Below are 13,644 nucleotides of genomic sequence, written 5' to 3'. Positions count from 1 at the left end.
CGCGTGGCGTGGGCACCGCCGGCTGTGAGAGGGACGGGAATGGAACCGACCGAGAGCGTCGCCCCGGACTCATGGCTGCGGTCGCGCCTGCGACGTGTGCTCGGCGCCCGGCGTGGGCCCGCGCGCGGCGCGGTGCGCGACCCGAATGACGCGGCGGCCGCGCGGGCCGAGGAGGCGCCCGGCTTCCGCCCCCGCGAGCGGGCCTGGACCTCGGGCGGCGCGGACCCGGACGCGATCCTCGGCCGGGCGGCCGTTTCCGGCCCCGATGCGGCTCAGCAGGAGGAAGTAACGGGCATACGGGGTAGGTCAGTTGGTGAGGGACCGGAGCCGGGCGGACGACGGGCGCCTGTGCGGGGAACCGGCGGTCACGGAACTGCGGTCCCGGCGGAGGCTGGTGTGACGGCGAATGCCGAGGACGAACGGCGGGGAGCGGGTGGCCACGGTGCGCCCTGGCCCGACAAGGACGAGACGGACCCCACGGTGGGCGGCGTGTCGTCCGCCGTCGCACCGGCCTTACGGGCAGCGGGAGTTGACGCTCCGTCGGGTGCGGGTCTCGTGGAGGCCGCGGCGGTGGCGCGGGGCGCGGTGAGCGCTTCCGGGGCGGTCGTGACGTCGGGTCAGGCAGTGGCTTCGGGTCCGGCGACGGCTTCGGGCTCCGTGGCGGCTTCCGGCCCGGTGACGGCGTCGGGCGCGGTGACGGCGTCGGGCGCGGTGACGGCTTCGGGTGCCCTGGCGACTTCGGGCGTGGTGACGGCAGGTGTGGCGACGTCGGGTGCGGTGACCGCTGCCGGTGGCGGGAGTCCGACCGTCCTCGCGGCCGGTGGCGCCGGATTCGGCGACGGAGCGGGTCCTGCGGGCGTACGGGGCGTCGCGGGTGGCTCCGAGGGTGCCGGAGGCGCCAGCGGCGTGGGGACTGGCGGTGTGGGCACCGGAGGCGTGGAGACCGGTGCCGGTGGTGTCGGGACCGGCGGGGTCGCGAGCGGAGGGGGCGGAGGTGGTGCCGTCGGAGGCCCTGCCGCCGGCGGGGACGCCCCGACCGCGCGGGAAGCCCTGCGTGGCGCAGGCGGGGCGGACTCCTCGGGCGGCGGCACGCGGCGCGGGCTGTGGCGCGGCGGGCGCGCAACCGGCGTGCGGGGCCAGGGCGCCCTCGACGGGTCCGGGGTGGACGGGGGCGCGGACGAGGCCGAGGAGCGCGGGGGCTGGCAGCTGTTGCCCGCGGCCGTCGTCGCGGCGGCCGCCGTCGTCCTCGGCACGGGCTTCTTCCACGCGTTCACCGGCGGCCACCCGCTCTTCCCCTCCGGCACCGTCGGCTGGTCCCTCGCCGTCCTGACCGGCCTCATCGTCGGCCACCTCGTCGCGCTCGGCCGCGACCGCTGGTGGGGCGGCACCGGCTCCGGCGGCGCGCTGACCGTCGCCGTGCTCCTGCTGTACGGCTGGATGCCCGCGGGCATGGTCAGCCTGACCGTCGTCGTCCTCGTCGGCGTCGCCCGCCGCCACCGCTGGCGACAAGGCGTGCTGCACGGCGCCGTCGACATCCTCGGCATCGGCGCGGGCGCCCTCACCCTCGCGGCGTTCGGCACCGCGCCGACCGCCGACGCCCCCTGGAACCCGGAGAGCTGGGACCTCTACACGGCGCCCGAGGTCGCCCTCGTCGCCGTCGCGTACCTCGCCGTCACCCGCGTCCTGCTCTGGTACGTGCACGCCCCGCGCACCGGCGCGCTGCCCACGGTCACCCGCACCGCGCTGGTCAGACAGGGCCTGCTCGGCGTGGCCCTGCTCGGCATCGCGCCGCTCATCTGCGTCGTCGCGATGTCCCTGCCGCTGCTCCTGCCGCTGTTCACCATCCCCCTCGTCGCCCTGGACTCGACGCTGTGGATCGCGCGCGCCAGAGCCGAGGAGCAGCTGCGGGACCCGCTGACCGGACTGCCCAACCGGCAGTGGCTCCTGGAGCGGACCTGGACGGCCCTCGACGACGCCGAGCGCATCGGCGCGCGCTCCGCCCTGATGCTGATCGACATGGACCGCTTCCGCTCGGTCAACGACACCCTCGGCCACCTCGCGGGTGACCGCCTGCTGCTGCAGATCGCCGACCGGCTGCGGCTCGCGCTGCCGCGCGGCGCGGAGGCGGCCCGGCTCGGCGGCGACGAGTTCGCGGTGCTGCTCCCGGTCGCCGACTCCACCACGTCGGCCACGCGTGTCGCCCGCTCCCTGGTCGCCGCCCTCGGCTCGCCCCTGGACCTGGACGGCCTCACCCTCGTCCTGGAGGCGAGCGCCGGTCTCGCCGTCTTCCCCGACCACGCGCTCGACGCCGAAGGGCTGCTCCGGCGCGCGGACGTGGCGATGTACCAGGCCAAGCGGGACCGCACGGGCGTGGAGGTGTACGAGTCCAAGCGCGACTCCAACACCCCCGACCGGCTCGGCCTCCTCGGCGACCTGCGCCGCGCCCTCGACGCGGGCGACGTGGAACTGCACTACCAGCCGAAGGTCCGCTTCGACGGGCAGGTCGCGGGCCTGGAGGCGCTGGTGCGCTGGGTGCACCCGGAGCGGGGCAAGGTGCCACCGGACGAGTTCATCGCCATCGCCGAGTCGTCCGGCCTGATGCCGCACCTCACGGAGTACGTCCTGGAGTCCGCCCTCGCCCAGGTCGCCAGGTGGCGGGCGCAGGGCCTGAAGGTCCCGGTCGCGGTGAACGTGTCGCCGCGCGACGTGCACACCCCCGGCTTCGCGGGCGCCGTCGCCGCGCGCCTGGCCCGGCACGGGGTGCCCGCGGGGGCGCTCCAGCTGGAAATAACGGAGCACGTACTCCTGGAGGACCCGCAGCGCGCCGCCGACACCCTCGCCGGGCTCACCGGCCACGGCGTGAAGATGTCCCTCGACGACTTCGGCACGGGCTACTCCTCGCTGGTGCACCTGCGCCGCCTGCCCGTCAGCGAGCTGAAGATCGACCGGTCGTTCGTGGCCCGCCTCGCCGTGGACAACGAGGACGCCGAGATCGTGCGCTGCACGGTCGACCTCGCGCACTCCCTCGGCCTGCTCGTCGTCGCCGAGGGCGTCGAGGACGACGAGACCTGGGAGCGCCTGCGCGACCTGGGCTGCGACGCCGTCCAGGGCTGGCTGGTCGCCGCCGCGATGCCGCCGAACGAGACGACGGCGTGGCTGCGCACCCGCGGCGAACGCGGCTGGCACCGCGCGGTGGACCCCCCGTCCACGCCCGCCCCGGAGACCCCGGACCCGTCCCCGACCCGCGCGGCCAAGTGACGTAGCGGCCGCCCCGCCCCGGGCCCGACCCGTACTCCGGCGAGGCGGGCCCGCCCTTGTACTTCGGAGCCCTCGGTCCGTGCCCCCGCGCCCCGGCGCCGTACGCGTTCAGCACCTCGAACTCACGCCGACCCGTCGTACAGGACCTGATCCCGCCCCGACACGAAGGGGGGCACCCGCTCGCGTCCCGGTCCTGCACAGCGCGTGCCCCGCCCGTGCGCGCGCTGCCCACCCCACCCCACCCCGGCCTGCCTAGGAAGTGCCCCGCCCACCCCCCTGCTCCGCAGCCACTCCCTCCCGGACTTCCGCCGCGACCCCGACCTCGCCCCCACCTCCGGGCCCCGGCACCGAAGCCCCCGCTCCCGCCCCGGCGTCCCGCGCGCCGGGCGCACCCCGCACCGTCCGCGCCGCCCGCGCACCCCCTCCGGGCCGCACCGCGCGCCCCCACCCCCCGAACGCCCACACCGCCCACACCACGAATCCCAGCCCCACCCACACATAGAAGTTCCCCGACAGGAAGTGGAAGGGGTCCCAGTCCTGTTCGCGGTGCCAGTGGGGGGTGTACCAGAGGAGTCCGTACGGGAGCAGTGGGCGGGCCGGGTCCCAGGTGCCGAAGCCGTCGATGCGGATCGGCCACGCCGCGAACAGCGCGAACAGGCCAGCCACCCACAGCCAGGCGCGCGCCGTGGCCCGCCGGGCCGCCGCGTCGGCCGCGAGGACGAGGGCCGGCACGATCCAGACCCAGTGGTGGGTCCACGACAGCGGCGAGCACAGCAGGGTCAGCGCTCCGACGACGCAGATCGCCACCAGTTCGCGGCCCCGCCGCGAGGCCACCGCCGCCGCGGCGAGCCCCGCCACCACCAGCAGCCCGCAGGCCGCGCCCCACACCGGCCCGCCGACCCCGTCGCCGCCGAAGCCGAGGCGGACGAAGACGCCGTTCAGGGACTGGTTCGCCAGATAGTCGCGGCCGCCGGGACTGCCCGCGAGGGCCCCGCCCCAGAAGTCCGCCGAGGCCTTCGGCAGCGCGAGCCAGCCGCCGAGCACGGTGCCCGCGAACGCCGCCGTCGCGACGCCGGCCGCCCGGAACCGCCGGGTGAGGAGGAGGTACACGACGAACAGGCCGGGCGTCAGCTTCAGGCCCGCCGCGATACCGACGCCGAGCCCCTTCCACGGCCGCCGGTCGGCCGTCGCGAGGTCCGTGACGACCAGCGCGAGGAGGACGAGGTTCACCTGGCCGAAGTCCAGGTTCTGCAGCACCGGCTCGGTCCACAGCGCGACCCCGGTGACGGCGCACGCGCACCCGGCGGCGACCGGCCCGGCCGACCACCGGATCCCCGCCCGCGCCACCGTCTCGCCCGCCGCCCGCGGCTCCGCCCGCGCCCCGGCCCCCACCCGCACCGCCGCCCACGCGACGAGCACCATCGCCACCACCGACACCCCCGCCATCACCCGCACCGCCACCGTCAGATCCGCCCCCGCGAAGGCGCGGAACGGCAGCAGGGCGAACGGCGGATAGAGGTACGGCAGCCCGTGGATCCCGTACTTGCCCTCGTACAGCCCCTGGTCCGGCGCGTCCGCGGCGTCCAGGTACACGCTCAGATCGGCCGGGCTGCGCGCCCCCGTGTACGCCGGGTCCGTCACGACGTACCACCAGGCGATCAGCGAAGCGGCGAGGAGGACCACGCCGCCGAGGGGCACGGCGAGTGCGAGCCCCCGTCGCCCCTCGCCACCCCGCGGCCCCGTGCGAGCCCGCCCCGTTCCCCAGCCAGCCTGACGCAGTCCCATGCACGCATGCTCGGCCCCGCCCCGCCCCCGTCCGGGCAGCTCACCGGCGGCTCACCGGGCAGCGTGAGAACAGTCCGCCGGGTGGCGCAACGGCTGCGGTCGGGATCCGTTGCCGGAGCGCTCGCGAGGGGTCGGAGGGAACTCGGGCGCGGGCAGCGCGGCCAGCCCCATAGGATTGGGGGCGAAACCATCACACTCACCCCTGAGGATCGCTGCATGCCTGGCATCACGCGCGAGGAGGTCGCCCACCTCGCCCGCCTTGCACGTCTGGAGCTGAAGGACGAAGAGCTCGACCACTTCGCCGGACAGCTCGACGACATCATCGGCGCGGTCGCACGCGTCTCGGAGGTCGCCGACCAAGACGTACCGCCGACCTCCCACCCGCTGCCGCTGACGAACGTCATGCGCGCGGACGAGGTCCGTCCGTCGCTCACCCCCGAGCAGGCGCTCTCCGGAGCCCCGGCACAGGAGCAGCAGCGTTTCAAGGTGCCGCAGATCCTGGGGGAGGACTAAAAGTCATGACGGACAGCACCATCATCAAGCTCACCGCGGCCGACATCGCCGCGAAGATCGCCGCCGGTGAACTCACCGCCGTCGAGGTCACCGAGGCCCACCTGGCCCGCATCGAGGCCGTCGACGAGAAGGTGCACGCCTTCCTGCACGTCGACCGCGAGGGCGCCCTCGCGCAGGCCCGCGCCGTGGACGAGAAGCGCGCGCGGGGCGAGAAGCTCGGCCCGCTCGCCGGCGTCCCGCTCGCGCTCAAGGACATCTTCACCACCGAGGGCGTGCCGACCACGGTCGGCTCCAAGATCCTCGAGGGCTGGATCCCGCCGTACGACGCCACGGTCACCAAGCGCCTCAAGGCCGCCGACGTCGTCATCCTCGGCAAGACCAACATGGACGAGTTCGCCATGGGGTCGAGCACCGAGAACAGCGCGTACGGCCCGACGGGCAACCCCTGGGACCTCACCCGCATCCCCGGCGGCTCCGGCGGCGGCTCCTCCGCGTCCCTCGCGGCGTACGAGGCCCCGCTCGCCATCGGCACCGACACCGGCGGCTCCATCCGCCAGCCCGCCGCCGTCACCGGCACGGTCGGCGTCAAGCCGACCTACGGCGGCGTCTCCCGCTACGGCATGGTGGCCTTCTCCAGCTCCCTGGACCAGGGCGGCCCGTGCGCCCGCACGGTGCTCGACGCGGCCCTCCTGCACGAGGTCATCGCCGGCCACGACCCGATGGACTCCACGTCCATCGACGCCCCGGTCCCCGCGGTCGTCGAGGCCGCCCGCAACGGCTCGGTCCAGGGCATGCGCGTCGGCGTCGTGAAGCAGTTCCGCGGCGAGCACTACCAGGCCGGGGTGATGCAGCGCTTCGACGAGTCCGTCGAGCTCCTGAAGAGCCTGGGCGCCGAGGTCGTCGAGCTGGACTGCCCCTCCTTCGACCTGGGGCTCTCCGCCTACTACCTGATCGCGCCGTCCGAGTGCTCCTCGAACCTGGCCCGCTTCGACGCCATGCGCTACGGCCTGCGCGTCGGCGACGACGGCACCAGGTCCGCCGAGGAAGTCACCGCGCTCACCCGCGAGGCCGGCTTCGGCGACGAGGTCAAGCGCCGCGTGATGCTCGGTACGTACGCGCTCAGCTCCGGCTACTACGACGCGTACTACGGCAGCGCCCAGAAGGTCCGCACGCTCATCACGCGCGACTTCGAGAAGGCCTTCGAGCAGGTCGACGTGATCGTCTCGCCGACCACGCCCACCACCGCCTTCCCGATCGGCGAGCGCGCCGACGACCCGATGGCGATGTACCTGGCCGACCTCTGCACCATCCCGACCAACCTGGCGGGCAACGCCGCCATGTCGCTGCCCTGCGGCCTCGCGCCCGAGGACGGCCTGCCCGTCGGACTGCAGATCATCGCCCCCGCCCTCAAGGACGACCGTCTTTACAAGGTGGGCGCCGCCGTCGAGGCCGCCTTCGTGGAAAAGTGGGGGCACCCGCTCCTTGAGGAGGCACCGTCGCTGTGAGCAACAAGCCGTCGAAAACACTGACCAAGGCCAAGGGCTTCAAGAAGTCCAAGACCGGCACGTATCTGTCCATCGGTACCACCGCGTTCGGCGCGCTCAGCACGCTCAAGCAGGTCAAGAAGGCCCGTGCCGAGCACGACACGCTCAAGCTCGTCGACGCGGTCGTCTCCGCCGCCGCCATCGTCACGGGCATCGCCATCCTGGTGCGTGAGCTGAAGCGCATCGGCGACGACGACGTTCTGCTCGGCTGAGAGGGAAGTTCCAACACCGTGACTGCCACGACCACCCCCGAGCTGGTGTCGTACGAGGACGCGCTCGCGACGTACGACCCGGTCATGGGCCTTGAGGTCCATGTCGAGCTCGGCACGAAGACCAAGATGTTCTGCGGCTGCTCCACGGAGCTGAAGCAGGACGCCAACACGCAGACCTGCCCCACCTGTCTCGGCCTGCCCGGCGCGCTGCCGGTCGTCAACGAGATCGGCGTGGAGTCCGCCATCAAGATCGGCCTCGCGCTGCACTGCGAGATCGCCGAGTGGTGCCGCTTCGCCCGGAAGAACTACTTCTATCCGGACATGCCGAAGAACTTCCAGACCTCCCAGTACGACGAGCCGATCGCCTTCAACGGCTATCTGGACGTCCAGCTGGAGGACGGCGAGGTCTTCCGCGTGGAGATCGAGCGCGCCCACATGGAGGAGGACACCGGCAAGTCGACGCACGTCGGCGGCGCGACGGGCCGCATCCACGGCGCCTCGCACTCGCTGCTCGACTACAACCGCGCGGGCATCCCGCTCATCGAGATCGTCACCAAGCCGATCGTCGGCGCCGGTGAGCGCGCCCCCGAGGTCGCCAAGGCGTACGTCGCCGAGCTGCGCGAGCTGATCAAGGCCCTCGGCGTCTCCGAGGCCCGCATGGAGCAGGGGCAGATGCGCTGCGACGTGAACCTCTCGCTGCGCCCCAAGGGCCAGGAGAAGTTCGGCACCCGCTCCGAGACGAAGAACGTCAACTCGCTGCGCTCCGTGGAGCGGGCCGCCCGCTTCGAGATCCAGCGCCACGCCGCCGTCCTCGGCGCGGGCGGGACGATCGTCCAGGAGACCCGGCACTTCCACGAGGACGACGGTTCGACCACGTCGGGCCGGGTGAAGGAAGAGGCGGAGGACTACCGCTACTTCCCGGAGCCCGACCTGGTGCCGGTCGCCCCGTCCCGCGAGTGGGTCGAGGCCCTGCGCGCCACCCTGCCCGAGCTGCCGCTCGCCCAGCGCAACCGGCTGCGCGAGGAGTGGGGCGTCTCCGCCCACGACATGCAGTCGATCCTCAACGCCGGTGCCATCGGCCCGATCGTCGCCACGATCAACGCGGGCGCGGACGCCGTCTCCGCCCGCAAGTGGTGGATGGGCGAGCTGGCCCGCAACGCCAACGAGCAGGGCGTGGACCTCGGTTCGCTGCCGATCACCCCGGAGCACGTGGCGCGGATCTCCGCGCTCGTCACCGCCGGTGAGCTGAACGACAAGCTGGCCCGCCAGGTCATCGACGGCGTCCTCAAGGGCGAGGGCACGCCCGACGAGGTCGTCGAGAAGCGCGGCCTGAAGGTCGTCTCCGACGAGGGCGCGCTGACGGCGGCCGTCGAGGAGGCCATCGCCGGCAACCCTGCCATCGCGGACAAGATTCGCGGCGGCAAGGTGGCGGCGGCCGGCGCGCTGGTCGGCGCCGTCATGAAGGCCACCCGGGGCCAGGCCGACGCGGCCCGCGTCAAGGAACTGATCCTGGAGCAGCTGGGCGTCGAGGGCTGACGCCGACTCGTTCCCGTACGCGAAGGGGCGCCGCACCGTGAAGGTGCGGCGCCCCTTCGCGTGGCGGCGACGTTCACGCCGACTTCGGTCATCGGTCTTCCATGAGCCATCAGGAGTCACTACCGTCCCAGCTCAGCAGACCAATGGATCAAAGGACAACCATTGGGTGTCGACTGGAGGTTGGGCGTGGCAGCGGAGATATCGCGCAGACGGCTGATGGCTGTGGGCGGTGGTGCCCTGGGCGCCGCCACCGTGGGTTCGTTCCTGCCGCCGTCCCTCCAGCAGGCGCTCGCCAAGGAGCCGCCGAAGGGCGGGCTCGGCGCCATCGAGCACGTGGTGATCCTGATGCAGGAGAACCGGTCCTTCGACCACTACTTCGGGACGCTGCGCGGCGTGCGCGGCTTCTCCGACCGCAACGCGATCCAACTGCCCGGCGGCAAGAGCGTGTTCGAGCAGCCCGGCCCGCTGCGTTCGGTGCTGCCCTTCCCGGTGCGCGAGGCGGCCGCCGCGCAGCAGAAGGACCTCCAGTACATCGGCGCCCTCGACCACTCCTGGAGCGGCGGCGCCAAGGCCTGGCACGACGGCTGGATGGACGGCTGGATCACCGCGAAGACGGCGGCCACGATGGCGTACTACACGCGCGAGGACATCCCGCTGCACTACGAACTCGCCGACACCTTCACCGTCTGCGACGCCTACCACTCCTCCATCCACACCTCCACCAGCCCCAACCGCAACCACCTGTGGAGCGGCAAGACGGGCTTCGAGGCGAACGGCAAGCGCGCCGTCGAGAACGACGCGTACGCCGAGGGCACGCACCCCGGCTACGACTGGGGGACGTACGCGGAGCGCCTGGAGAAGGCCGGGATCAGCTGGCAGACGTACACCGAGTGGGAGAACTTCACCGACAACCAGATCGAGTTCTTCACCACCTTCAAGGCCATCGCGCGCAAGGTCCTCGCCAAGACCGGCGACACCTTCATGGAGGCGTTCTACGCCAAGGTGCGCGACGCCAAGGACGAGGTGGAGCGGGGCAAGCTGCTCGCCGCGCTCGACGAGGGCGTCAAGACGCTCAGCAAGCGGGAGCGGTCCCTGTTCGAGCGGGGGCTGCGGCGGGTGCCCACCGGCACGCTGGCCGACCGGTTCGCCAAGGACGTCGCGCGCGGCAGGCTGGCGAAGGTGAACTACCTGGTGCCGTCCGCCCTGGACTCCGAGCACCCGTCGGTGTCCTCGCCGGTGCACAGCGCCACCATCGTCTACAAGGTCCTGGACGCGCTCGCCCGGCACCCCGAGGTGTGGCGGCGCACGGCCGTCTTCATCAACTACGACGAGAACGACGGCTTCTTCGACCACGTGCCGCCGCCCGTGCCGGGCGGGGACTCCCCCGAGGAGCGGGAGGAGCGCTGGCAGGGACGGCCGACCGGGCTCGGGGCGCGGGTGCCGATGCTCGTGGTGTCGCCGTGGACCGTCGGCGGCTACGTGTGCTCCGAGGTCTTCGACCACACCTCCGTCGTGCGCTTCCTGGAGCGGTGGACGGGCGTGCGCGAGCCCAACATCGGCCCCTGGCGCCGCAAGGTCGTCGGCGACCTCACCAGCGCCTTCGACTTCCACCGCGGCCACCGCCAGCCCGAGGTCGACAAGCCCGGCGCCATCCCGGTGTTCAGCGGCCGCTGGCAGCCGAAGCCGCCGGAGAAGCAGTCGATGCCCGCGCAGGAGCCCGGCGTGCGCCGCGCCCGCCCGCTGCCCTACCAGCCGGACGCCGACCTGAAGCGCACCAAGGACGGCGCCCTGAAGGTACGGCTGCGCAACGGCGGACGGCGTGCCGCGCACTTCGCGCTGTACCCGTACGCGGGCGAGTTCCCCGTTCCGCAGCACCAGGACGTGGCGCACGACGGCTCCTGGACCCTGCCCGAGAAAAGTGACGCGTATCACTTCACCGTCACCGGGCCGAACGGATTCCGCCGCGAATTCGTAGGACAGAGAGAAGGCGCGGCCGCCCTCTCCTCGGCGATCACCCGGCGCGAGATCCACCTCACGCTGGCCAACCGGGGCAAGGGGCACCTCGTCTTCACGGTCAAGCCGCTCGGATACGTGGAGGAGGCGGACGTCCGGCGGCGCACCCGCACGGTACGGATCAAGGCAGGGAGCAGCCGCACCATCGCCTGGCAGACGGGCGGCGAGCGCGGCTGGTACGACATCGAGGTCACCGCCGAGGGAGACAAGGGCTTCCGGCGGCGCCTGATGGGACACATCGAGAACGGTCGCGCGAGCGTCTCGGGCTGACGCCTTGTGCCGTGGAGGGTTTCGTGTGCGGCGAAGCCCTCCGCGGCCCCCCTTGTGATCTTGTGAGTAAGGCCACGAAAAGGACTAAGGATCTCCAGGGACTGTCAGAGTGTCTGCGCACGGGTCATCTCGTCGCATAAGCGATGATCGTGATCCATTTCCCCGCTCATGTCGCTCATGTGTCTTTACGGGTCACTCGACGCTTCCCGGCTGCTCCCGCTGAAGATCCAGGAATCACTCAGGGAGCCTGTTCGTGGCAGCACTCGCCCGGTGGTGCGTCCGGCACCGCCTAGTCGCCGTACTGCTCTGGCTTCTCGCACTCGGCGGCACGGCCGCCGCTGCCGGCGCCGTCGGCTCCGCGTACTCGAACAACTACGAAGTGCCCGGCACCGAGTCCGACCGCGCCACGAAGCTCCTCGGTGAAGGCTTCCCCGACCTCGGCGGCGACAGCGACACCGTCGTCTGGCACGCCTCCGGGGACCAGAAGGCCCGCTCCGCCGCCGTCGAGCAGACGATGACGGAGACCCTCGACAAGATCGCGGAACTCCCCGGCGTCGCCTCCGTCACCAGCCCCTACGCCGAGCGGGGCGCCGCCCAGATCAGCGCGGACGGCCGGACCGCGTACGCCACCGTCACCTTCCGTGAGCAGATCGACTCCGTCGACCGGGCCGAGGCCCGGGCCGTCGTCGACACCGCCAAGGCCGCCGAGAGCGACGGCCTCGACATCGAACTCGGCGGCGCCGCGATCAGCCTCACCGAGTCCAAGAGCGCCAAGACCGCCGAGATCGTCGGCGTGGCCGTCGCCGCCGTCGTGCTCTTCCTGGCCTTCGGCTCGCTGGTCGCCTCGCTGCTTCCCATCGCCACGGCGCTCGTCTCCGTCGGCACGGCGTACGCGGGCATCGTGCTGCTCGGCCACTTCATGACCGTCGCCGACTTCGCACCGATGCTCGGCACCCTCATCGGGCTCGGCGTCGGCATCGACTACGCGCTGTTCATCGTGACCCGGCACCGCAAGGGCCTCAAACGCGGCCTGCCGGTCGCCGAGGCCGCCGAACGGGCCGTCGCCACCACCGGCCGCGCCGTCGTCTTCGCGGGCGCCACCGTCTGCATCGCCCTGCTCGGCATGCTGATCCTGCGCCTGAGCTTCCTCAACGGCGTCGCCATCGCCGCGTCCCTCACCGTCATCCTGACCGTGGCCGCCTCGGTGACCCTGCTGCCCGCGCTGCTCTCCTTCATCGGGCCCCGCGCCCTCAGCCGCCGCGAGCGGCGCAGGCTGGCCGAGCACGGGCCCGAGCCCGAGGTGCCGACGGGGCTCGCCGCCCGCTGGTCGGCGTTCGTGGAGCGGCACCCCAAGCTGCTCGGCGGCGTCGCCGTGGCCGTGATCGCGCTGCTCGTCATCCCCACCCTCTCCCTCCACCTCGGCACCTCCGACCAGGGCAACAACCCCTCCTCGGCCACCACCCGGCAGGCCTACGACCTCCTCGCCGACGGCTTCGGCCCCGGCGTGAACGGCCCCCTCACCCTCGTCACCGAGGTCAACGGCGCCGCCGACCGGCTCGCCCTCGACAACCTCGGCACCACCCTGAAGTCCACGCAGGGCGTCGCCTCCGTGAGCCCGGTGACGTACGACGACGGCGGCAACGCGGCCTTCCTCACCGTCGTGCCGGACTCCGCGCCCCAGTCGCAGCAGACCAGCGACCTGGTCGACCGGCTCCGCTCCGACGTGCTGCCGAAGGCCCAGACCGGCACCTCCCTCGACGTGCACGTCGGCGGTGTGACGGCCGGGTACGACGACTTCGCGGAGATCATCGTCGGCAAGCTCCCGCTGTTCGTGGGCGTCGTGATCGGCCTCGGCTGCGTCCTGCTGCTGCTCGCCTTCCGCTCGGTCGGCATCCCGCTCAAGGCCGCCGTGATGAACGTGGCGGCGGTGGCGGCGGCGTTCGGCGTCGTGGTGGCGGTGTTCCAGTGGGGCTGGGGGAGCGAGCTGATGGGCCTCGGCCGGGCCGGGCCGATCGAGCCCTTCCTGCCCGTGATCATGGTCTCGGTCCTCTTCGGCCTCTCCATGGACTACCAGGTGTTCCTGGTCAGCAGGATGTACGAGGAGTGGCTGGAGACCGGCGACAACCGCGTCGCCGTCCGGGTGGGCCTCGCCGAGACCAGCCGCGTGATCAACTCCGCGGCCGTGATCATGATTTCGGTCTTCCTGGCGTTCGTGCTCAGCGGGGACCGGGTGATCGCGATGTTCGGCATCGCGCTGGCGGCGGCCGTCGCGCTCGACGCGTTCGTACTGCGTACGCTCCTGGTGCCCGCGCTGATGCACATGCTCGGCGGCGCCAACTGGTGGCTGCCCGAGCGCCTGGACCGCTGGCTGCCCCGCATCAGTATTGAGGTGCCCGAAACGCGCGTGCGTGCGACGATCCCCGGACAGCGTGCCACGGAGGATGCTCCGCTCACGCTGGAGGACATGACGGCTGAGCGGCACGGGGGCGCGCGGTAGGGCGCGCGGGCGTGCC

At 72.6% G+C, this 13,644-nt stretch carries 8 protein-coding genes; 7 read left to right on the top strand and 1 reads right to left on the bottom strand.

Annotation, left to right across the window (positions count from 1 at the left end; translation table 11 throughout):
- Positions 1 to 1,161 precede the first annotated feature (1,161 nt).
- Complete coding sequence (locus QUY26_RS11000; RefSeq protein WP_289955649.1) at positions 1,162 to 3,258, top strand: putative bifunctional diguanylate cyclase/phosphodiesterase; 2,097 nt, start codon at positions 1,162 to 1,164, stop codon at positions 3,256 to 3,258.
- 252 nt (positions 3,259 to 3,510) lie between these two features.
- Here the strand turns inward: QUY26_RS11000 and QUY26_RS10995 are convergent, their stop codons facing one another.
- Positions 3,511 to 5,043 carry a glycosyltransferase 87 family protein gene (locus tag QUY26_RS10995; RefSeq protein WP_289945484.1) on the bottom strand — a complete coding sequence of 511 codons (1,533 nt, stop codon included), beginning with the start codon at positions 5,041 to 5,043 and terminating at the stop codon, positions 3,511 to 3,513.
- Positions 5,044 to 5,259: 216 nt separating this feature from the next.
- Between QUY26_RS10995 and gatC the strand changes: the two genes are divergently transcribed.
- The 6 genes from gatC to QUY26_RS10965 all read left to right on the top strand — a co-directional run bounded on the left by gatC (position 5,260) and on the right by QUY26_RS10965 (position 13,628).
- The gene (gene gatC / locus QUY26_RS10990; protein WP_016642027.1) at positions 5,260 to 5,556 is read left to right on the top strand and encodes an Asp-tRNA(Asn)/Glu-tRNA(Gln) amidotransferase subunit GatC; all 297 of its coding nucleotides are present in this window, start codon (positions 5,260 to 5,262) and stop codon (positions 5,554 to 5,556) included.
- 5 nt (positions 5,557 to 5,561) lie between these two features.
- Complete coding sequence (gene gatA / locus QUY26_RS10985) at positions 5,562 to 7,061, top strand: Asp-tRNA(Asn)/Glu-tRNA(Gln) amidotransferase subunit GatA (protein WP_289945474.1); 1,500 nt, start codon at positions 5,562 to 5,564, stop codon at positions 7,059 to 7,061.
- Positions 7,058 to 7,312, top strand: coding sequence for a hypothetical protein (locus QUY26_RS10980; protein WP_289945470.1), 255 nt, complete (start codon positions 7,058 to 7,060; stop codon positions 7,310 to 7,312). The genes gatA and QUY26_RS10980 overlap by 4 nt, the downstream gene beginning before the upstream one ends.
- A gap of 18 nt (positions 7,313 to 7,330) precedes the next feature.
- On the top strand, positions 7,331 to 8,848 hold the full coding sequence (gatB, locus tag QUY26_RS10975) for an Asp-tRNA(Asn)/Glu-tRNA(Gln) amidotransferase subunit GatB (protein WP_289945467.1): 1,518 nt from the start codon (positions 7,331 to 7,333) through the stop codon (positions 8,846 to 8,848).
- A gap of 186 nt (positions 8,849 to 9,034) precedes the next feature.
- Positions 9,035 to 11,131, top strand: a complete 2,097-nt coding sequence (locus tag QUY26_RS10970) for a phosphocholine-specific phospholipase C (protein ID WP_289945466.1) — start codon at positions 9,035 to 9,037, stop codon at positions 11,129 to 11,131.
- Between the two features lie 253 nt (positions 11,132 to 11,384).
- Positions 11,385 to 13,628: an MMPL family transporter gene (locus QUY26_RS10965; protein ID WP_289945464.1), complete on the top strand. Its 2,244-nt coding sequence runs from the start codon at positions 11,385 to 11,387 to the stop codon at positions 13,626 to 13,628.
- Positions 13,629 to 13,644 lie beyond the last annotated feature (16 nt).

Origin of the sequence: Streptomyces flavofungini (assembly GCF_030388665.1) — a bacterium.
Lineage (GTDB): Bacteria > Actinomycetota > Actinomycetes > Streptomycetales > Streptomycetaceae > Streptomyces > Streptomyces flavofungini_A.
The sequence above is the reverse complement of the archived record's forward strand: the minus strand, read 5'-3'. Positions and strand labels throughout refer to the sequence as shown.